The sequence below is a fragment of the Janthinobacterium sp. 64 genome (genome assembly GCF_002813325.1).
Lineage (GTDB): Bacteria > Pseudomonadota > Gammaproteobacteria > Burkholderiales > Burkholderiaceae_D > Janthinobacterium.
This window is the reverse complement of record NZ_PHUG01000001.1, coordinates 5,021,756-5,038,069: the sequence shown is the minus strand read 5'-3', so window position 1 is coordinate 5,038,069 and position 16,314 is coordinate 5,021,756. Positions and strand designations below refer to the sequence as shown.

The following is a 16,314-nucleotide window of genomic DNA, read 5'->3' as shown; positions in this document are numbered from 1 at the left end:
TCGATCGGTGCGGCATCACGCCATCGCGATAGCTATCGTATCGGCATCCGCGGATGCTTGGGGGCTGGCGTTTGGCAGTCCGTTTCTATTTCTACAAAAAAACAACACCTGTATACAATTTTGAAAAAATTAGCTGCTTTGCAGCCCCCGCCTTGCCCCACAAGGGCTGGAAGATGCGATGATTATATGCAAGAAATGATAGTAGGTATGTAAATACTGCATATTATCTGACGCCGCGCCTCTCGCATCATGGATTGAACGGCGCGCATTCTGCGGCAACGCAGCGCATCATGCGCCCTACGCGCCCCGCCATCCTTTGTACCCGTTTTCCAACACCGCCATCAGGAGCCGAAAGTGCCAAAAATCTTACCGTGTCTGTTGCCTTGCCTGTGCCTTGCCACGACCCTGGGCCTGGGAGCGACCGCCCAGGCTGCCGAATGGAGCGATACCGCGCTGAGCTGGCGCGCCGGCAGTGACTACCGCGAGCCCTTCAATCCCGATGACATCAAGAAAAACATCTTTGCCATCACGCACGCCAGCGGCTACAAATACGGCAGCAACTTCGTCAACCTCGATTTCCTCATGTCCGACAGCAAGGACCCTGGCGCGCTGGGCAAGACTTCCGGCGCGCAAGAGGCGTATCTGGTGTACCGCAACACCATCGACATCGGCAAGGTGCGCGGCAGCGACATCAAGTTCGGCCCCGTGCGCGGCGTCGGCGTCACCCTGGGCTTCGACGTCAACACGAAAAATGACGTCGGCTACAACTCGCGCAAGCGCATGCTGGTGGCCGGCCCGACGCTGATGTGGGACGTGCCCGGCTTCTTCAACACCAGCCTGCTGTTGCTGCGTGAAAGCAATGCCCCCAGCGGCGCCTTCCCGCCCATCTCGCAAGTGACGGGCCGCTACACGTTTAAAACGCATGCCATGCTGACGGGTGCCTGGGGCATTCCCCTGTCGCCACTGTTCTCGTTCGAAGGCTTCTTTAACCTCATCGACTCCAAAGGCAACGATGAAGTGGGACGCAAGACGGCGGTGGAAACGAATATCGACATGCAAGTGATGTACGACGTGGGCGCAGCCCTCGGCAGCGCCAAGAATACTTTCCGCGTGGGCCTGGAATACCAGTACTGGAAGAACAAGTTCGGCAACTCGCCCGCCACCACGGGCAATGTGGGCCAGACGGCGAAGACGCCGATGATACGCGCGGAGTACCATTTCTAAGAATCATTGTCACGCATCAACATCCACGGTCGCGCCTGATGCCAGCATGAAGCTTTCCAGCTGGCGGAGAGCGCGACCGTGGAACAACTGCTGCCGTATTACGAGCGTGAGCTGGGCTTGTTTCGCCAGTACACGCGCGAGTTTTCCAGCCGCTATCCGAAAGCGGCCGGGCGCCTGCTGATCGCCGGCGACACCTGCGAAGATCCGCATGTCGAACGCCTGATCCAGTCCGTTGCCCTGCTCACTGCCAGGGTCGCCAAGCGCCTCGACGACGCCTATCCGCAATTTACGCATTCCCTGCTCGACACCCTGTACCCGCACTATCTGCGGCCGTTTCCTTCGTGCTCCATCGTGCGCATCGCTGCCGACGAAGCGCCGGGCGGCGGCCAGCTGGCCCAGCTTGTGCATATTGCGCGCGGTACGGTGCTGCGCTCGCAGCCGGTGCAAGGCGTGGCCTGCAAATTCACCAGCGCGTATGACGTGACCCTGGCGCCGCTGGCCATTTCTCGCCTGCATTTTTCAGCCATCATCGACGCGCCGCCCGGCCTGCGTCTGCCCGACGGCGCCAGCGCCTTGCTCAGCATGCAGTTCACCAGCAGCAGTGATAATTACCACCTGGACCAGACCGGCTTTGCCAGCCTGCGCCTGTTTGCCGATGGCGAACCGTCCGTGCGCGCGGCCCTGCTCGACGCCCTGTTCCTGCGCGGCACGGGCGCATACGTGGCGCTGGATGACCACAGCCCGTGGCTGGCCGTTGACGGCACCTTGCTGGCGCCGGCCGGCTATGCGGACGACGACGCGCTGATCCCCATTTCCGCCCGTTCCCACCCGGCCCTGCGCCTGCTGACCGAGTATTTCGCCTTTCCGGAAAAATTCCATTTCATCGATATCGCCTGGTCCCGGCTGGCGGCCCTGCTGCCGAAACAGTGCCGCCAGTTCACCCTGCACCTGCCCCTCAAGGGCGTGCGCAGCGACAGCCACGAAGCACGGCTCTTGTCCGGCGCCAGCCGCGACAACCTCTTGCTGGGATGTACGCCCGTCGTCAACCTGTTTGCCAAGTCCGGCGTGCCGATCCGCCTCACGCATACGGAGCCCGACTATGCGCTGCTGGCCGATGCCACGCATGCGTTTGCCTATGACGTTCACAGCATCGAGGCCGTCACCGTGGTGCGCAAGGACGAGGCCGGCGAGCGCCTGAGCACCTTTATGCCGCTGTATGCCTCGCTGCAAGGCGCGCAAGCCGAGCATGGACAATACTGGCTGGCGCGCCGCGACGAAGCCGTGGCGGCCATCAGCCCCGGCCATGAAATACGGTTGAGCCTGATCGACCCGCAGTTTTCCCCGGACAGCGCGGCCTGCGCCACCGTCTCGACGCAACTGCTGTGCAGCAACCGCGACTTGCCCACGCAGTTGCACTACGGCTTGCCCGGCGGCGACCTGCTAGCCGAAGACGTGCCCGACGGCATCCCCGCGCGCTTCCTGCGCAAGCCCACGCCCAGCATGCGCTTCCTGGCGGACACGCACTGGCGCCTCATTACGCACCTGTCGCTCAATTACGCCAGCCTGACGCAAGCGGGCCTTGGCGAATTCCAGAAAATGCTCAGCCTGTACGACCTGCCCCGTTCGCCCACCACGCAGCGCCTGATCCAGGGCATCGTTACGCTGGAGCACGGCAGCACGCGCGCGTGGATGCCGACCGTGCCGTTTCCCACCTTGATGCCCGGCATCGCCATCCGCCTGGGCATCGACGAGCAAGCCTTCGTCGGCAGCAGCATCTATATTTTCGCCCAGGTGCTGCAGCGCTACTTCGCCCTGAACAGCCAGCTCAACTGCTTTAGCCAACTGACGCTGCTGTCCAAGCGCAGCGGCGAGGAACTCATACGATGCCCGGAACGCAGCGCCGACGCCACCCCAGCGTGATCCAGCAATTGCTCGACGCGCCGCAGCGCTTCGAGTGCTTCCAGGCGCTACGCCTGCTGCTGGCGTGGCTGGCCGAACACGGCATCGATGAGCACGCGGCGCTGGCAAAGATCATGCGCTTCGACAACAGCATCTCGCTGCGCTTTCCCGCCAGCCAGATCGAGGCGCTCACGACAAACGGCATCGCTGATGCCGATGCCTTGCTGCAAGCGCTGCTGTCGGGTCAGTTACAACATATCCACCTCACGCCCGCCTTCATGGGCTTGCTGGGCGGCCAGGGCAGCTTGCCCAGCCACTATTCGGAACGCATCGCCGCGCACCAGCATGGCGAGCGCGACACCAGCGCGCGCGCTTTTCTCGATCTGTTTTCCAGCCGTGCCGTCACCCTGTTTTACCAGGCGTGGCAAAAGTACCGCATCGAGCAGGCCGGCCACAGCGGCGCCTTCCTGTCGCGCCTGCTGGCCCTGGCCGCGTGCCAGCCGGGCCAGGGCCAGGACCAATACCAGGCGGCGACCGGCCTGTACAGCGGCTTGCTGCAGCAACGCAACATCTCCTCCATCGTCATGGCGCGCATCCTTGCCGACCACTTTGGCGTGCCCTGTCACATCGACGAAGCGACGGGGGGCATGGACGTGCTGGCGCCGCGCGAACAAACGGCGCTGGGCATGGCCAATGCCGTGCTGGGCCAGCGCGCCACCATCGGCGAGCGCTGCCGCCGCCCCGACCTGGCCGTACGCCTGCGCCTCGGTCCGCTCACGGCGCAGCAGCACGCCAGCTTCCTGCCGCGCGCCCCTGGCAGCGAAGCGCTGCGGCACATGCTGATGCTGTTCGGCCAGCCGCTCGTGCGCTACGAGATCGTACTGGTGTTGCGCGCCAGCGAGGTGCGGGGACTGGCATTGACGACCGCGCCACAAGGCGGACTCGGCTGCAACAGTTTCCTCGGCGATGCAGCATCACCGCGCGACCGCGACGACATGCATTACGAAATGCAATTGATGCCCTCACTCAAAGATTGAACCTTGCGGCGGCGCAAAACGCTTGTGTTCGCTATTGCTACAGTCGCTCAACGATTCCTACCGTGAAGCGATGCGCGATGAGCCAGTTCCCCGATACGACAGCGGCATGGACGGCATTAACGGGCGACATGCAGGGCCAGCGCCTGCTGCGCCTGTACTTTCCGCATGGCGACGGCCCCGCCGGCATCCAGTTCCTGGCCAACAGCCTGGCCGCCAGCGAAAGCCTGTCGCGCGACTTTTCCTATGTGGTGGAAGCACTGTCCGACAACGCCGCCATCGCGCTCGACAAGGTGATGGGCAAGATGGTGACCATCGAACTGGTGCGCGAAGACGGCAGCTTGCGCTACTTCAATGGTTACGTGTTCGAGTTCCGCTTCCTGCGCACGGACGGCGGCTTCGCCTTCTATGAAATGGTGCTGGAGCCCTGGCTGTCGCACCTGCACTTGCGGCAAAACAATGTCGCCTTCCACGGCTTGACGGTGGCTGCGCTGACGGACAAGGTCTTCGATGACTACCTGATGCGCGACTATAAGCTGGCCGCCAGCGGCCTGGATCCCGCCATCACCTACACGTGCCAGCACAACGAAAGCGACCACAACCTGCTGCACCGCCATTGGGAACAGCTGGGCTGGCACTACCGCTACGAACACCGCCTTGACGGCCACACCTTGTGGCTGGACGACGACAGCACTACCGGCAAGCCCATCGATGGAGAATCGAGCGCCATGCCCTTCCAGCACCAGGCCGGTTCCCTGGAGGACGATGGCGTGCATCAATGGCGCACGGTGCGGCGCATGGCCCCAGCCCAGATGACGGTGGCCAGTTTCAACTTCAAGAATCCGCGCAGCGCCCGCGCCAGCCGCGACTCGCTGAACCGGCAAGGCGCCGTGCCGTCCCTGGAAGTGTATGAAAACACGGGCAGCTACGGTTTTAAAAACATCGACGATGGCGAAGCCCTGGCCCAGCGCCGCATGGAAGAGGTTGACGCACAGGGCCAGCTGTTCGAGGCGCAGGGCAATGACCGCACGGCGCAGCCGGGACGCTGGTTCACCCTGGACGGGCATTTCGACAGCGCAGCTGGCGAATACCTGATCCTGTCCGTGCACCACTACGCCAGCAATAACTATCAGCAAGGGCACGGCGCCACCTCGCACTACAGCAACACATTTACGTGCATCCCGCGCGCCACTCCCTGGCGCCCCGGCCGCAATTTTCATAGCCGCGAACCGAAGATCTACGGCGTGCAGACGGCCACCGTCGTCGGGCCGCCCGGCGAGGAAATCCATACGGACGGTTATGGTCGGGTGAAGGTGCAATTCCACTGGGACCGCCTGGGCACCTTCGACGACAAAAGTTCGCCATGGATAAGAGTGATATCGAACTGGGCCGGGCCGAATTTCGGCCACATCAGCCTGCCCCGGGTGGGCATGGAAGTGGCCGTGCAATTTCTCGACGGTAACGTCGCCATGCCCATCATCATCGGCTGCGTCTACAACGCGCGCAATATGCCGCCATGGGAGCTACCGGCCAACAAGACGCAAAGCGGCATGCTGAGCCGCTCCTCAAAAAAAGGTTCCTCCGCGCACGCCAATGCCCTGCGCTTCGAAGACCGCAAGGATGCGGAAGAGCTATGGCTGCATGCGGAAAAAGACCAGCGCATCGAAGTCGAGCACGACGAGTCGCACTGGGTCGGCAATGACCGGCGCAAAACCATCGACCGCGATGAAACGGTGCACGTCAAGCGCGACCGCACGGAAACAGTGGACCACGATGAAGACATCACCGTACACAACAACCGCCGTGAGCGCGTCGACCATGACGAACACATCGACATCGGCGACAACCGCCGCGAACATGTGGGCGGCAACGAGCAGGTGCAAATTGACGGCCACCGTTCGGAACGGGTGACCCTGGCCAAGGACGAAACGATCGGCCTGGCCAAGGTGCTGACCATCGGCGCCGCCTACCAGACCACCGTCATCGGCGCCATGAACACCACCGTGGTGCTGGCGCAGGCCGAGCAAGTCGGCCTGACGAAAAGCGTCATCGTCGGGGCCGACAGCACGCTCACGGCCACCGATTCGCACACGATGACGGTAGGCACATCCAGCATCACCATCACGCCGGGGCGCATCGAACTGGTTGCCGATGAAATCATCATCCGCGGCAGGTCGAAGGTGCAGATCCATGGCGACGACATCGACAACAATCCGGGCTGACGATGAACGACGCCGGCACAGCCCATTTCAACATCCCCAACCTGCTCTTCGACAACCGCACGCCGCACGCGGCCAGCCAGTTCGACATGGTCGACCAGTTTGGCGAGGCCTTTCATGTGGTGGTAGCGCGCATGGGTTACACCTTGGGTCCCTGCGGCGCGGACGGCCTGGCCAGCCTGCTGCCCATGGCGCGCCAGTCGCCGCTGGCCACGGAGGACCGGCACCTGGACGGCGACACGCTGGCGGGCACGGTGCAGGAAAGCGATTTCGCGCCCTATAAACCGCGCTGCGACGTGATCGTCAATGGCGTGGCGCATGCGCCGCGCGGCCAGGCGATGCCGCAATTTCTCGTCAACCTGAAGGTGCGATCGGAAAAGAAAACCCTGATCGACAAGACCCTGCAAGTATGCGGCGAGCGCGCCTTCCGCAAGAAAACCGTCCTCACGCGCCTGGCGCAAGGCTGCGCCCGCATCGCCACCGTGGGCTTGCTGCGGCCCAATCCGTGGCAGCTATCCACACCGGAAGCGTTCCTGCAACTGCCGCTGCACTACGCCTACGCATATGGCGGCCAATGCCGCATCGAGGCCGATGACTGCAACGCGGCGAAGCACGACTCTTGCCAGGCCAATCCGCTGGGACGGGGTTTTGCGCGGCACTGGTACCTGGACGTGAAACAGATCGATGCGGTGCCCGCACCCCGCATCACACCGCCATCGCAGCCGTGTACGGCCGCCCAGTTCTGGCAAGGCGCCGGCGGCAAGGACTTGCCGGCGCCGGCGGGGCTGGCCGTTATCGGCCGTGGCTGGCTGCCGCGCCGCGCGCTGGCCGGCAGTATCGTCGTCAAGGAAAAATGGGATACCGACGAAGTCCCTGCCCTGCCGGAAGACTTCGATTTCGCGTACTGGAACAGCACGCCGCCCGACCAGCAATGTCCGTACCTGGCGGGACGGGAGCAATTTACGCTGACCAACCTGTGCCGCCACGACCATCCCTCGGCCCGCATCGACCAGCGCGGCAACACCGTGCTGCACTTCGCCTTGCCTGAACAAGTACTGTGCCTGCTGCTGGCAGACAAGAACGACCAGTTGCTCGTCTGGCGCCTGGCCATCGATACGGTACTGATCGATCCCGAGGCGGCCAGCGTGGAACTGGTGTGGCGCGCCATCGTGCCGGCCGACGCGGGCCAGGTCGCCTCGCGCCTGCTGCACCTGATGGAACCGGCGCAGATCGCCCGCATCGAACTGCTGGAACAGGCGCAGGAAGCGCTCAGCGAAGCCGCCAAGCAAGGCAAAAAATCATGACGAATGAAACCGTCACCAAAGCCTCGCGCTTCTATTGCGTCAGCCTCAGCCCCGACATGTGCAAGACGCCCGTCGGCTCCAGCACGCCCCCTATTCCCTACAGCATCATCGGTGAGTTTGCGGAGGCACAGAACGCTTCGCCCAACGTCAAGTCGCACAGCGAACCCGTCATCCTCCACCAGCGCAGCATCATTCCCACCGTCAAGGGCGACGCGGCCGGCAAGGCGGGCGGCATCAAGAGCGGCACCGTCGGCAAGCAGGTCGACACCAAGGTCGCCAGCGCCATCCACCGCGCCAATGGCGCCAATCTGGTGCAGATGGGGCGCGAAGTGTGGATGAATTCGCGCAATACCGTGGGCAAGATTTATGAACGGGGTGGGGAGGCGGCCAAGCCCGTGCTCAAGGAACTGAAGGCGGCGATACGGGAAGCGGCACAAGACTACAAAGATCATGGTTCGAAGAGCATGCATGGCGCCGCCGAAGACCTCGTGGATGCGGGTGGCACCGTCCTGACAGGCAGCGCCGTGCTGGGAGTCGCCGGAGTGGGCGTGGCGGCAACCGGCGTTGGCCTGCCGGCAGCTGCCGCGATGGAAACAGCGGCAGCAACCGGCGCAGTTGTCGGCACGGCGACCGTTGCGACAGGCACGGCAATGAAAGCATCGGCCACGGTACTCGACCAGGCGGCCGACTATGTATTGACAGGCAAGACCCCTGATTTACTCAATACGGCCTCGGACATCGTCATGAATGCGGCAGGCACATTACTGCAAACGGCAGTGTTCAGCAAGATTCCCGGCGGAAAAATACTGAGCAAGTTCCTCGGCAAAAAGGCTGCGCCGACCATCAACAAGGTCAAGGACAAGCTGGTCGGCAAAAAGCCGGACAAGCCGCCCCCAAAACTCGACAAACCTCCCCCAAAAAACGGCGGCGACGACGGCAAGAGCCGTGGCAAGAAAGAACCGAAATCGGAGCCGCCGTCCGACTGCTGCCCCAAGGATAGCGGGCCCGCCAAAAAGCCCGTCAAGGGCCGCAAGCCCGTGCATTTCGGCACGGGGCAGGAAATTCTGTACCAGACGGATTTCGCGCTCGAACGCAGCATCCCCATCGCCTGGACGCGCTGCTACCGCTCCGGCGCCGAATGCGAAGACTGGGGCTTACTGGGCGCGCGCTGGTCCACGCCCTACACCACCAGCCTGTCGCTGTGCAATGCCGGCATCGTCTACCACGACGACAGCGGCCGCGCCCTGCGCCTGCCGGGCCTGGAACCGGGCCAGCAGCACGACAGCCGCAAGGAAGGTTTTACGTTGACGCGCGACAGCGCCGACACTTTTACCGTGCTGTGGCGCGACGGCAGCGTCGACCGCTACGCGCGCGCTGATGGCGGCTGGCTGCCGCACGGCTACGACGGCGTCAACGCCATGCTGGCCCCGTCCGCTCCCGTCGCCACGCAACGCTTTGCACTCATGCGTAGCGAAGGGCGCGATGGGCGCGGCATCAGCATCGAACGGTTGATCGATGCAAAACCGGGCGCAGTGCTGCTGCGCCTGCGCAGCGACGATGGCAGCGTGCTCGAAGCCATGCGCGGAGCTGAGGAAACGGCCATCCACATCGGCAGCATCGACGAGGTATTGCCCGACGGCAGCCGACTCTGCCACGTCCGCTACGCCTATGCCGTTGAGACGAACAACGCCCAGCCACCCTTCGCGCCCCGCCACAACCTGGTCAGCCAGTCGAATGTGCTGGGCGACACGCGCCGCTACACCTATCGCCATCACCTGCTCACGTCGTGCAGCAGCTACACGGGTTTTAGTTACGAGCTGGAATGGATCAGCCTGGACGCGCTGCGCGCCCGCTGGAGCGCTTCCCCATTGAGCGAACAGGAACTGGCGCAGCACTATCCCATCAGCTTGGCCAACAGTTACCAGGCGCGCGCCATCGCCACGCGCGCCCAAGATGGCAGCGAGCACACGCGCATCGATTACGTGGACAACGACACCAGCCGCGTCACGGAAAACGGCGGCGTCCTCGAATACACATTCGACGCCAACTGGCTGGTCACCGAGGTACGCCGCGTGATCGATGGCAAGGCTATCTGTCTGGGCCGGCGCGAATGGGACCGCGATGGCATGCTGCTGGCCGATATCGACGCCAACGGCACCGCTATCCGTCATACGTACGATGATAAAGGAAATCTCATAAGCAGTACTGATGCGCTCGGAAACCGCTACAGCATCGGCTATGACGAATACAACCAGCCGATTGTCATCACCGATGCACTGGGGTACAGCAGCCGGCGTATCTATGACGACAGTGGCCGGCTGCTGTCTGAAACCAACGTGCTGGGCCAAACCACTAGCTATCGCCACGACGCGCATGGCCAACTGATCGAAGTTATCGATGCCAAAGGTGGCCATCAGTATCTGCATTACAACGGCAAAGGACAATTTGTACGTCACACCGATTGTTCAGGCTACAGCAACCGCTACCACTACGACAAGCAAGGCCGGTTGAGCGCGATATTCGACGCTCAAGAACACGCCATGTATTATGGCTACGATGCTCTCGGCCGCCTGAACAGCATCATGAGCCCAAACGGCGAAGGCGAGCTATTCCACTACGACGCCGACGGCAACCTGCTCAGCTATCTGGATGCCGCTGGTCACGAAACACGCTACCAGTACAATGGCCAGGGTTTGCCGGTGCAACGCACGGATGCCATCGGCCAGACACTGCACTATCGGTATGACAGCGCGCTACAGCTTATCGAACTGATCAATGCCAAGGACGAGACCTATCATCTGACCTACCATGCCGAAGGCTGGCTGGCCTCTGAAATTGGTTTTGACGGCAAGCTGACCGAATACAGCTATGACCGTACTGGCAACCTGACTGCCAGCCAGAGCGGAAATCAGCGCACCGACTTTATGCGCGATGTGCTTGGCCGCCTATCAGCCACGACCACAGCCGATGGCACCACGCGCCACGCTTATGACGCCCTGGGACGCCTAACCGCCGTGTCGTCGCCGCAAGCCGAGCAACGCTATCTTTATGATGCGCTTGGTCAACTGATCGAAGAACGCAGCGCCTGCTTCCTACAAACGCTACCGGCCGCCGGCCGCTTGCCGAACGATCCGCGCCTGCCCAACGCCAGCTTCGTTATGACGCACGCCTACGATGAACTGGGCAACCGTATCTACACTGTTTTGCCCAATGGTCGCCGCATCGATACCTTGCGATACGGTTCTGGTCACTGGCACGGTGTAATGTGGCACGGCCGCACAATAGTCGATGTCGAACGCGACAGCCTGCACCGTGAAAAGTTGCGCCGCCTGGGAAACAGCGGCCTGACCTCCACGCGCCTGTACGACCGCCAGCAGCGGCTAGCACAGATGACGCTGGTGCGCGGTATCAATGCCCCCTCACCTTTGCGTGAGCGCCGGTTTCACTACGACACATCCGGCAACATGACCACCATCTCCCAAACCGGTCATACGGAAAACGGCCCGCTCGGCAATCTGCACTACACCTACGACCCTATAGGGCAAGTGCTCTCTGCCGCACAGCCAGGGCTTGTAGAACGGTTTTCCTTCGATCCGGCTGGCAACTTGATCGTGCCAAGAACCGATGGGTCAAATAGCGTCGTCAAGGGCAACCGCCTAGAGCAATTCGGCGATATCCAATATAGCTACGACGAACATGGCAACACTACTCGCAAACGCAAGCGGCCGCCCGGCAAACCATCGCAATGGAGCGACCTGGAGTTGCACTACGACGCAGAAAATCGCATTAACCATACGTGCAAAACCGCATATCTGACGCGCTACCATGCCGAATACTTTTATGACGCCTTCAGCCGCCGCATCGCCAAACGCGTCCGGCACGAAAAATGGAGCAACAAACAAAACATCGAAACCGATGCGGCTGCGAGCACCACCACCACCACGACGTTTTTTGTGTGGGACAGCGACGCAATTCTGCAGGAAATAAACCAGCAAGATACGATCACATATCTTTATGAGCCAGATAGTTTTGTTCCATTGGCAAACGTTGTATCTATCGAAGGTGGCCATGCAAGATCGAAATCTTTACCAACAGTTGATATCTGTAATTTCCCCGGCAATACTGAGGCGAAAAAAACACAATCAGATTTTATCTCACAAGAAATATCTAGCAAAAAATTACTTATCCAAGATACGCAGCTAGTTGAGCTGGGTGCTAACGACAATATTCGCCACTACAACTGTGATCATTTGGGCACGCCACGTGAACTGATTGACGAACAAGGGCTATTGGTTTGGGCTGGGAGATACAAGGCTTGGGGAAGACTCTTCCAAGTGGATGTTGGGATAAGTAGTCAACCTTTAAGATTTCAAGGACAATACGAAGATGAAGAGACAGGACTATATTATAACCGATCAAGATTCTACGACTCGGACACTGCAATATATTTAACTCAAGACACCATAGGCCTGGTCGGCGGAATTAACATTTACCGCTATGCTGAAGGCAATCCTGTCAACAATACTGATCCGAAAGGCTTAGCCGCAGGTCGATTACCACCGCAGCCGAAACCGAAACCAGGTATTCCACAAAAGCCCATTCCAGAACAGGTACCTCCTCCACCTCCTGGCAGACCATCGTGTGATATGGTCTTTAAACTTTGTCTAGCAGCATGCGTAAAGAGATGTCCGGGACCAGCTGTTGTTAAAGCTGGAATTTGCGGCATAAGCTGCATTATTGTATTTTTAACCTGCAAAAACTCAAACGACTAAAATGAAAAATCTTACTTATCCATGTAAAAGCTTCTTGTCAAATATAAAATTTGAAATTAGAAATGGAAGTGATATTTGTATCGAATTATCCGACACCTGGAATGCTAAATTAATTACACCAGAAATAATCAACCTATTGATCAATGAAAATTCAGAGGAGAAAAGTTGGAAGTTTGTTTTTTGCATTTTCCTAAATCCCATTTTTTTCTCAGCTTACTTTTATGCATATTCAGAAAATTATAGAGTAAACAAAATTGACAAAAACAAGAAATTAATAAAACTTCAAAAAATAAAAGTAATCTAAAGATAAGTAAATTTACCTATTTTTTCAAAAAATAATTTTTAGACTCTCATTTAAAGATAAAAATATCTGCAAAAATTACATGTTAATTTCAAAAAAATAATATCCTAACAGAGCACATCGAAAAACATCTCGAATATCGTTCGTAATTCTAAATTTTAATATGGATTTTTCAGTATTAGGCAACCCACGAACAACCCAAGATTTGACTTGCCCATCGCCCTGCACGATACTTGCCGCTGTTGCCAAAGCTCCCCATCCTGAGCAATAAACGCCTGTCACCACCGCCTACACTCACAGCATGCCGTCTCCGAACTCCTCCACCGCCCCCTACATCGGCCGCTTCGCCCCCTCCCCCTCCGGCCCCCTGCACATGGGCTCGCTTGTCGCCGCCATGGCCAGCTATCTCGATGCGAAGGTGCATCGCGGCACGTGGCTGTTGCGTATCGAGGATCTGGACTATGACCGCAATGTCGAGGGCGCCGATGTCGGCATCCTGGCCACCTTGCAGCGCTGCGGCATGCACTGGGATGGCGAGGCGACATGGCAGAGCCGCAGGCTGCCGCTGTACCAGGCGGCGCTGAAGCAATTGCAGGATGATGGCCTCGTGTATGCGTGCGGCTGTTCGCGCAAGGAGATCCACGATTCGGTGCTGCGGGCGGGTACGCCCAAAGGCGGGGCCGCCGTGTATCCAGGCACCTGCCGCCACGGCCTGGCGCCGGGCAAGGCGGCGCGGGCCTTGCGGCTGCGCGTGCCAGAGGGGCCGCAAGCCGTGTATGGCGTTATTGACCGCTGGGCGGGTCCGCAGCGGCAGGATCTGGCCGGCGAAGTGGGCGACTTCATCGTGCTGCGCGGCGACGGTTACTGGGCGTATCAGCTGGCCGTCGTCGTCGACGATGGCGCACAAGGCATCACGCAGGTGGTGCGCGGCGCGGACTTGCTCGATTCCACGCCGCGCCAGCTGTATCTGCAGGATGTGCTGGGCTTGCCGCATCCCGGCTTTCTGCACGTGCCTGTCGTCACGAACGACAGCGGCGAAAAGCTGTCCAAGCAGACGGGCGCCCTCGCCTTCGATACAGGCACGCATGCCGCCGAACTGCTGACGTCGGCGCTGCTGCCGGCGGCCCGCTTCCTCGGTCTCGACGTGCGCGCCGACGACGTGGAGGATTTCTGGCGGCAAGCCATTCCCGCCTGGGCGCAGCGGCTGGCGCGCCTTCCCGAGCGCACATAAAAAAACCCGCCGCGGCGCGAGCCGGGCGGGTTGAAGTACAGGCGCTGGCCGCAAGGGCCGGCGCCTGGTATCAGGAAATTAGAAGTTGCCCTTGAACTGCACGCCAAACTGACGCGGCTCATTGATGAAGCCCGTGCGGTTGTTGAAGTCGATGGCGCCCGTGATGCGGCGGGTATCGGTGATGTTGCGGCCAAAGGCAGCCACTTCATACTTGCCAGCATCCCAGGTATAGCCTACGCGCAAGCCGCCTTCCAGCAACGATTTGCCCGTGTATTCGGCCGCTTCGTACAGGAAGAAATTTATCTTGCTGCGGTATGCCCAGTCCGTGAACAGGAACAGTTCGCCGTTTTCCAGCGGGATCGAATAGCGGCCGGTGGCCGTGACGATCCATTTTGGCGCCTGTGGCAGCGGATTGCCGTTGATGACGACGTTGCCGGCGGCATTGATCGGATCAAGAATGGTGCAGGAAGCAAAACCGCATTTGCTGACGGCCAGGCCAGCGTCATTGATCTGGGTGAAGTTGTAGCTGCCGCCCAGGGACATTTTCAGGCTAGGCGTCACGAAGCCTTCCAGGTCCAGCTCAACGCCGCGGCCGCTGGTCTTGGCAGCATTGATCAGGCGGTTGACGTTCGAGCTGCCGCCGACCACGGTCAGTTGCTGGTTCTTGATCTCGTAGTCGTAAATGCTGAAGGCGACGCGAGCGCGGCGGTTGAACAAGTCAGCCTTGATGCCGGCCTCGTAGGACAGGATGGTTTCCGCATCAGCGATGGTGACAGGCACCTTGTCGCCAGCTGGCGCGATACTCGGCGCGCGGAAGCCGGTGGCGATGCGGGCGTAGAAGTTCACGTCCTTATTGTATTTATAGGTGCCGCTCAAGTCCCAGTTGACCTTGCCCTTGCTGACATCGGCGCTGGTGGGGGAGATTTGCTTCACGCGGTCCGCTTCGACCGTGTTGAAATCCTTCTTGTCCTTGGTATAGCGCAAGCCGCCGCGCAGCATGAAGTCTTCGTTGACGGCGTAGTTGACGGAACCGAAGGCGGCCCAGGCCTTGTTTTTCTGATGGCTGGCCACGTGCGAGGTCAGCGCGCCCGTGTCGCTGTCGAAGTTGTCGGTGAAACCGTTGGCATCTTCATCGAAGAAGTACAGGCCCGACTGCCAGTTCAAAGGACCGGCGTTTTTCGATTCGACGCGGAATTCCTGGCTGTACTGGGTGACGCCGCTGATGCCGCCAGCCGTTTCTACCTGGAATGGCAAATTATTCGAAGGGCCAGGTACGCCGCCGTCGATGTCGCCATGGCTCAGGTAATTGTTGACCTTTTCATAGCCGGTGATCGAGAACAGCTTGACGCTGTCCAGGTCCCAGCTCAGGCGGGCGCTGGCGCCGCTGGTGCGCAGGCGCTGGAAGTTCTGGCCATTGGTGTACGATTTTTGCGGGTCGAAACCATCGACCAGGTCATTCGTGCCCTGCTTGATTGCATTGGCGAAGAACAGGCGCGCGCTGCCCGTCGTGGTGCGCTGATGCACATTGAACAGGGCGTTGAACGTGGTGTTCGGTGCGTACAGCAGTTGCACGCGCTCGGCGTGTTCGTTGTAGCCGTCCAGCGCATCTTTCTTGCCCGTAAACGTGTTGTCGACGTAATTGTCACGGTGCTGGCGCAGGGTCGAAAAACGCAAGGCCCATTCATTGCTCAAGGGGACGTTGACGGCACCATCGAAGTTGCTGGTGTTATGCGTGGCGGTGGAAACGTTGTAATAACCTTCGACCTTCTCCAGCGTGGGCTTGGCCGATTCGAATTTCACGACGCCGGCCGGCGTGTTGCGCCCGAACAGGGTACCTTGCGGGCCGCGCAATACTTCCACGCCGGCCACGTCAAAAATCGGGAAACCCTTCAAAATGGGATTTTCTTGCACGACATCGTCGTAAATCAGGGAAACAGGTTGCGATGCAAACGTATTGAAATCCGTATTGCCGTAGCCGCGGATGTAGAAGCGGGGAAAGGTGCGACCATTCGACGATTCCACGTTCAGGCTCGGCACTTTGCCGGCCAGCACGCGAATGTCTTGTCCGCCCGATACCAGCACGTCGAGCTTCTCGTCGCGCAGCAGCGATACGGAAACGGGCACGTCGCGGATATTTTCCTTGCGGCGCTGCGCCGTCACGGTCACGGTTTCCAGCTGGCTGGCGGCAGGGGTCGTATCAGCAGCGACTTCATCAGCATACGCCGAGCCGATAGGCAAGGCAGCGGACAGTGCCAGCATGGCGGCGCTTTTGGCGCACAAACGCTGGTGCATCTTGGACATCTTGATCATGTTGTTTCCCAGAAGTTTAA

The 16,314-nt window shown here is 60.1% G+C and carries 8 protein-coding genes; 7 read left to right on the top strand and 1 reads right to left on the bottom strand.

Annotated elements, in window-relative coordinates:
• Positions 1–411: 411 nt before the first annotated feature.
• The 7 genes from CLU91_RS22090 to gluQRS all read left to right on the top strand — a co-directional run bounded on the left by CLU91_RS22090 (position 412) and on the right by gluQRS (position 13,984).
• Positions 412–1,224, top strand: a complete 813-nt coding sequence (locus CLU91_RS22090) for an outer envelope protein (RefSeq protein WP_100876866.1) — start codon at positions 412–414, stop codon at positions 1,222–1,224.
• A gap of 78 nt (positions 1,225–1,302) precedes the next feature.
• The gene (gene tssF, locus CLU91_RS22085) at positions 1,303–3,144 is read left to right on the top strand and encodes a type VI secretion system baseplate subunit TssF (RefSeq protein ID WP_100875832.1); all 1,842 of its coding nucleotides are present in this window, start codon (positions 1,303–1,305) and stop codon (positions 3,142–3,144) included.
• Positions 3,108–4,160 (top strand): type VI secretion system baseplate subunit TssG, encoded by a 1,053-nt coding sequence (gene tssG / locus CLU91_RS22080; protein WP_100875831.1) that lies wholly within the window; start codon positions 3,108–3,110, stop codon positions 4,158–4,160. The genes tssF and tssG overlap by 37 nt, the downstream gene beginning before the upstream one ends.
• 77 nt (positions 4,161–4,237) lie before the next feature.
• Positions 4,238–6,379: a type VI secretion system Vgr family protein gene (locus tag CLU91_RS22075; protein ID WP_100875830.1), complete on the top strand. Its 2,142-nt coding sequence runs from the start codon at positions 4,238–4,240 to the stop codon at positions 6,377–6,379.
• A gap of 2 nt (positions 6,380–6,381) precedes the next feature.
• Entirely contained in the window at positions 6,382–7,680 is a 1,299-nt protein-coding gene (locus tag CLU91_RS22070; protein WP_100875829.1) for a DUF2169 family type VI secretion system accessory protein, read from the top strand.
• Positions 7,677–12,452 carry a PAAR-like domain-containing protein gene (locus CLU91_RS22065; protein WP_100875828.1) on the top strand — a complete coding sequence of 1,592 codons (4,776 nt, stop codon included), beginning with the start codon at positions 7,677–7,679 and terminating at the stop codon, positions 12,450–12,452. The genes CLU91_RS22070 and CLU91_RS22065 overlap by 4 nt, the downstream gene beginning before the upstream one ends.
• Positions 12,453–13,054: 602 nt before the next feature.
• A complete protein-coding gene (gluQRS, locus tag CLU91_RS22060) occupies positions 13,055–13,984 on the top strand; it encodes a tRNA glutamyl-Q(34) synthetase GluQRS (protein ID WP_100875827.1) in 930 nt (309 codons plus the stop codon).
• A gap of 78 nt (positions 13,985–14,062) precedes the next feature.
• Here gluQRS and CLU91_RS22055 read toward each other — a convergent pair whose 3' ends face one another.
• A complete protein-coding gene (locus tag CLU91_RS22055) occupies positions 14,063–16,294 on the bottom strand; it encodes a TonB-dependent receptor (RefSeq protein ID WP_100875826.1) in 2,232 nt (743 codons plus the stop codon).
• Positions 16,295–16,314 lie beyond the last annotated feature (20 nt).